Source organism: Actinomadura sp. WAC 06369 (assembly GCF_003947565.1).
GTDB classification, from domain to species: domain Bacteria; phylum Actinomycetota; class Actinomycetes; order Streptosporangiales; family Streptosporangiaceae; genus Spirillospora; species Spirillospora rifamycini.
Genome location: NZ_QHJN01000284.1, coordinates 1 through 5,573 on the forward strand (window position 1 = coordinate 1; position 5,573 = coordinate 5,573).

5 protein-coding genes and 1 pseudogene are annotated in these 5,573 nt (G+C 74.5%); 2 read left to right on the forward strand and 4 right to left on the reverse strand.

Going from position 1 to position 5,573, the window contains the following annotated elements:
- The 4 genes and pseudogenes from DMH08_RS38105 to DMH08_RS38120 form a co-directional block, all read right to left on the reverse strand.
- Positions 1-235: pseudogene (locus DMH08_RS38105) on the reverse strand (hypothetical protein); the annotation flags it as partial.
- Between the two features lies 1 nt (position 236).
- Positions 237-788: a LeuD/DmdB family oxidoreductase small subunit gene (locus tag DMH08_RS38110; RefSeq protein WP_233618059.1), complete on the reverse strand. Its 552-nt coding sequence runs from the start codon at positions 786-788 to the stop codon at positions 237-239.
- Positions 785-2,176, reverse strand: coding sequence for a 3-isopropylmalate dehydratase large subunit (locus tag DMH08_RS38115; RefSeq protein WP_199748210.1), 1,392 nt, complete (start codon positions 2,174-2,176; stop codon positions 785-787). The genes DMH08_RS38110 and DMH08_RS38115 overlap by 4 nt, the downstream gene beginning before the upstream one ends.
- 13 nt (positions 2,177-2,189) lie before the next feature.
- Positions 2,190-3,056, reverse strand: a complete 867-nt coding sequence (locus DMH08_RS38120) for an isocitrate lyase/PEP mutase family protein (RefSeq protein WP_125621091.1) — start codon at positions 3,054-3,056, stop codon at positions 2,190-2,192.
- Between the two features lie 259 nt (positions 3,057-3,315).
- Here DMH08_RS38120 and DMH08_RS38125 point away from each other — a divergent pair, with 259 nt between their 5' ends.
- Positions 3,316-4,959: an FAD-binding protein gene (locus DMH08_RS38125; protein WP_125621093.1), complete on the forward strand. Its 1,644-nt coding sequence runs from the start codon at positions 3,316-3,318 to the stop codon at positions 4,957-4,959.
- 42 nt (positions 4,960-5,001) lie between these two features.
- Positions 5,002-5,573: IclR family transcriptional regulator (locus DMH08_RS38130; protein WP_148108649.1), on the forward strand; the 572-nt coding region annotated here is incomplete at its 3' end.

Genomic DNA, 5,573 nt, shown 5'->3' on the forward strand with positions numbered 1-5,573 from the left:
CCTCGGCGAGCGCGTCGGCCGCCGGTCCGGGGCCGGCCGCGGCGCCGGGCGCCGACCCGCCGACGCCCGGGAGGTCCGCGACGGCGACGGGCCGGTCGGGCGCCTCCAGCACGATCTCCTCGGCCAGCGGACGTCCCGACCAGCGGATCCCCGGCAGCACCAGCACGCCCGGACGGTCGCCGGTGAGCCACGCCCGGACCTGCCCGCGGGCGGTGTCGAAGTGGTCGCCGCGCATGTCAGCCCGCCGCGGTCCGGCGCCCGTGCTCGCGCAGCAGCAGCTTCAGGCTGCCGCCCGCCTCCAGCACCTGGATCGTCCGGTCGCTCGGCGGGTCGCCCGCGAGCGTCCCGCCGTCCGGGAGCCGGACCGCCGCGCGGCGCCAGTCGACCTCCACCGGGTCGAAGCGCCGGACGGCCGACGCGATGCCCGGCACGGCCACCAGCGGCATCCCGTTGTAGGTCTCGCCGCGCCAGAAGCCGGGCGAGAACGACTCGGCGACGACGGCGCTGATCCCGAGGTTCCGCAGCGCGACGAGCGGCGGGTAGTGCGGGTGGCCGTAGCCGAAGTTGCGCCCGCCCACCACGACGTCGCCCGGCTCGACCCGGTCGGCGAAGTCGGGGTCGAAGGCTTTCATGCAGACCGCGCGCAGCTTGTCCGGGTCGTAGTACTTGATGTTCTCCACGCCGATGATCAGGTCGACGTCGAAGTCGTCGCCGAAGATCCACGCGACGCGGCCGCGCAGGACGTCCGGCAGCGCGGAGGTCCCGGGCCCGGTCTCGGTGCCGGTCACGACACCACCTCCCGCGGGTCGGCGATGCGCCCGGCGACGGCGCTGGCCGCGACGGTGTACGCCGACCCCATGTAGATGTCGGCGCCGGTGCTGCCCATCCGGCCGGAGATGTTGAGGACGCCGGTGGAGATGCAGTTCTCGCCGTCCCGCAGCGGGCGCGCGTAGCCGAAGCAGAAGTCGCAGCTGGAGATGGCGATGTCGGCGCCCGCCTCGCGCAGCACGTCCAGCAGCCCCTCCTCCTCGGCCTGCCGGTGGATCACCTGCGAGGTCGGGACGACGTTGAGCTGGACCCCGGGCGCGACCCGGCGGCCCCGCAGGATCTCGGCCGCGGCGCGGATGTCCTCGATGCGGCCGCTCGCGCACGAGCCGATGAACGCCCGCGTGATGGGCGTCCCGGCGGCCTCGTCCACGCCGAGCGTGTTGGCGGCGCGCGCCGACCCGGGCAGGACGACCCGGGGCCGCAGCGCGTCGAGGTCGATCGCGTGGGTCGCGGTGTAGCTCGCGTCGGCGTCGCTGTACAGCGGTTCGAACCCGCTGCGGGCGACCCGCCGGGCGTACTCCAGCGCGCGGTCGTCGGGGTTGAAGATCGCCGAGACGGCTCCCGTGAACATCGCCATGCCGCACAGTCCCTGGCGGCGTCCGATGCTCATCGCCTCGGCGCCGGGGCCGGTGAACTCCATGACCTGGTGCGCGCAGCCGTCCGCGCCGACGCGGGCGATGATCTCGTGGATGAGGTCGCGGTTGTCGACGCCCGGCGCGAACGTCCCGGTGAGGTGGAAGCGGGTCGACGCCGGCACGTCGAGGAAGATCCGCCCGCTGACCCACGCCTCCAGCAGGTCGCGCCGCACGCCCCAGCCGAGCGCGCCGAACGCGCCGAGGCCGCTGATGTGCCCGTCGAAGTGGATGAGGAACCTGCCGGGGAGCGCGTACCCGAGTTCGGCCGCCACCTGGTGCCCGATGCCGCGGCCCTCGTGCACGGTGATGCCGTAGAACTCGCCCCACTTCCGGGTGACGTCGTGGACCTCGCGCTCGCGGCCGTCGCCGTTGGAGAGCATGTGGTCGATGAAGACGAGGTAGCGCTCGGGGTCGTCGACCTCGGTGATGCCGAAGTCGTCGTGCATCTGCTTGAACATCAGGTCGGTGTAGCCGGGGAAGTCGTAGGCGACCATGTGGTCGGGGCGGAACGGGTGGTTCTGCCCGGCCCGCACGTCGTCGAGGCCGCCGGCGCGGGCCAGGATCTTCTCCGTGATCGTCCGCCCGCCGGTCGCGGCCGGGCCGGGGCCGGCGGGGCCGGGCGACGCGGCCGGCGCCAGGACCCGGTCGGCGATCGTCCCGTCGTCGCCGGACGCGGCCGGGCCGGGGCCGGTGCCGGTACTGGTCGAAGTCATCCTCGAACCTCTTTCAGGCGGTGGCGGCGGGCAGGTAGGTCTCCTGCGCCTTCTCCACGTCGGCGAAGCCGATCAGGTCGACGAAGTCGTGGTGCGGCAGCGCGTCGGCGCTGACGTGCGCGGGGGGCTCGCCGGACCGCAGCCGCCGCAGGGTGTCCCGCATGGCGCCGGTCGCCGAGAGCAGGATCTGCGTGGGCAGCAGCGCCAGCCGGACGCCGACCTCGCGCAGCACCTCGGGGGTGAGGTCGCGCTCCACCCAGGTGGAGGCGGTGAGGGTGGCCATCAGGGGGACGCCGGTCCGCTCGCGGCACTCGTGCCACTCCGCCGCCGTGCCGAACGTCTTGGTCACCGGCATGATCATTTCGGCGCCGGCGGCGGCGTAGGTCTCCGCGCGCTCCAGGGCCTCCCGTCCGACGGTGTCGGTCCGGGCGATCACGACGAGACGGTCGCCGACCGCGTCGCGGACCGCCCGGATCTTGCCGGCGGCCTCCTCGACGCCGATCACCGGGACGGGGTCGCCGACGCAGATCGGGCAGCGCTTGGGCGACTCCTGGTCCTCCATGAACACCGCGGCCACGCCCGCGTCGGCGAAGCGGCGCGCGGTGCGGGCGGCGTTGACCGCGTTGCCGTAGCCGGTGTCGATGTCGGCGATGACCGGCAGGTCGCTGGCCTCGAGGATGCGGCGGACCGCGTCGAGGTTCTCCGACATCGTGTAGAGCTCCGCGTCCGGGAGCCCGAGCGCCGCGGAGATCGCGAAGCCGGACGCGCAGAGGGCGGGGAAGCCGGCCTGCTGGGCCAGCCGGGCGGTCAGCCCGTCCCAGACGCCCGGGGCGTACACCACGTCGTCGGCCATGAGGTCGCGCAGACGGGTCGCTGTCATGGGAGCACCTTTCCGCATTCCGGAATAGATTCCGCCACGACAGTAGATTTGGTTCCTGCGACTGTCAACGGGTTCACATCCGCAAAATCTTCTGCAAGAGTTGCAGGTCAACGGATTGCGGACGGAACCGCCGCCGCGATTCGGGCCGTCCGCTCGCCCGCTCCGAACGGTCCGCGATACGGAACGCCTTTCACGCGACCGTCGAGCCGGTGAGCGCGACGCCCGCGGCGGTGCCCGCACGGCGTCCCAGGGAGGGAACATGGACCGCGTCGTCGATCTGCTCTGCGTGGGAGGCGGCCTCGGCGGCCTCGCCGCCGCCGTCCGCGCGCACGACCTGGGCGCCGACGTCCTGGTCGCGGAACGGTCCGGCATGGTGGGCGGGGTGGCCGCCTACAGCGGCGGCTTCGTCTGGGTCGGGGCGTCCGGCCTGCCGGGCGGTGAGGCGGACGGCTCCCTGGCGGCGACCGAGTCCTACCTCGACCACGTGCAGGGCGAGGGCCGTCCGGTCGACCGCGACGCCCGCCGCGCCTACCTGCGCCGCGCGGTGGAGGCGACCCGCTGGTACCGCGAGGCCGGGATCCCGTTCGAGGTCATCCCCGGCTGCCCCGACCTCTACCACCCCGCGCCCGGCTCGACCGGGGAGGGCCGCCTGCTGGAGTGCGCCGTCCCCGGCGCGTCCCTCGGCGCCTGGCGGGACCGGCTCCGCCCCAGCCCGTACTACGAGACGGGCGTCGCCCGCCGCGACCTGTACTCGCCCCGCGCCCGCACGGAGCCGGACCGGCTCCGCCGCGACGGCGCCGAGCGCGACCTGCTCACCCACGGCCTCGGCCTCGCGGGCGCGTTCGTCCGGGCGGCGCTGACCGAGCGCGGCGTCGACTGCCTGCTGCACCACCGCGCCGTGGAGCTGCTGATGGACGGCGACGCCGTCGCGGGCGCCGTCCTGGAGGGGCCGGACGGACGGGTCGCGGTGCGGGCCCGGCGCGGGGTCCTGATCGCGGCGGGCGGGTACGGCGGCGCGCCGGACGCCGCCGAGCTGGAGGACGTGCCGGCGCTGGTCGAGTCGGCCCCGCCCGTGGTCGACGGCGACGGCCTGCTGCTGGCGCAGCGGGCCGGCGCGGCCACCGTGCGCGGCGCCGACCCGTTCTTCAGCGTCGGTTTCCGCTTCCCCGGCGAGACCCACCCGGGCGAGCCCGGACCGGACGGCGGCGTCCCGCTGCACCGGCCGCTGCTGGAGCACCTCGGGCTGCCGCACTCGATGATCGTCAACCGGGACGGGCGGCGCTTCGGCGACGAGAGCTACTACGGCGCGCTGATCGGCGCGCTGCGCCGCTACGACGGGCGCCGGAAGCGCTGGGCGAACCACCCGTGCTGGTTCGTCGCCGACGACGCGTTCCGCCGCCGCTACCGGCTCGGCCCGTACGGGCCCGGCGAGCCGTGGCCGGACGCGATCGTCCGGGCCGGTTCGCCGCGCGAGCTGGCCGAGGCCGCCGGGATCGACCCCGACGGGCTCGCGGCCACCGTCGCCGCCTTCAACGAGGGCGCCGAGCGCGGGACGGACGACGCGTTCGGCCGCGGCACGCTGCCGTTCATCCGCCGCGCCTACGGCGACCCGGACCGCGTCCCGAACCCGAACCTCGGGCCGGTGGCGACCCCGCCGTTCTACGCGCTTCCGCTGTCGATCGTCGGGTTCGGCATGGGCACCCTCGGCCTGTGGATCGACGGCGACGCGCGGGTGCTGCGCCGGGACGGCCGGGCGGTGGCAGGCCTGTACGCCACCGGCAACGCCGCCGCCACCAAGGAGCTGAAGGGCTACGTCACCGGTCTCGCCAACGCCCGCAACCACACCTACGCCTACGCGGCCGCGACGCATGCCCTGACCGAGCGATCCGCGACCGGTCGGTAGGATCCGGAACATGTACCGGATTACGGAACGGTGGGAGGGCCCATGATCCCTGACGACCAGGAGGGCGGCGAGAACAAGAACATCGTCGGCTCGGTCCTTAAGGCGTGCCAGCTCATGGAGTGCTTCACCCGGGAGACGCCCGCCCTCACGCTGAACGCCATGACGTCGGCCACCGGCATGAACAAGACGACCGTCCACCGGCTGGCCGCGACGCTGATCCGGGCGGGCTGGCTGACCCGGGGCGACGGCGGCACCTACCGGCTCACGATGAAGCCCTTCCGGGTCGGCGCCGTCGCGCTCGCGGACCTCAGCCTCCGCGACGAGGCCGAGCCGTTCCTGCGCCACCTGGCCGACCGGTTCGGCGACACCGCCTACCTGATGATCCCCGGCGCGGAGGGGGCCGTCTGCGTCGAGCGGGCGCAGGGCAACAACCCGGTCGTCGTCAACTCGGTGGGCGTCGGCACCGTCCTGCCGTACCACACCGCCGCCGGACCGGTCGTCCTGCTCGCCCACTCCGACGAGCTGCGCGAGCGCTGGCTCGGCCGCGACCTCGACCAGTACACGTCCCACACGCTGACCGACCGCACGTCGCTCGCCGCCCGGCTCGACGCCGT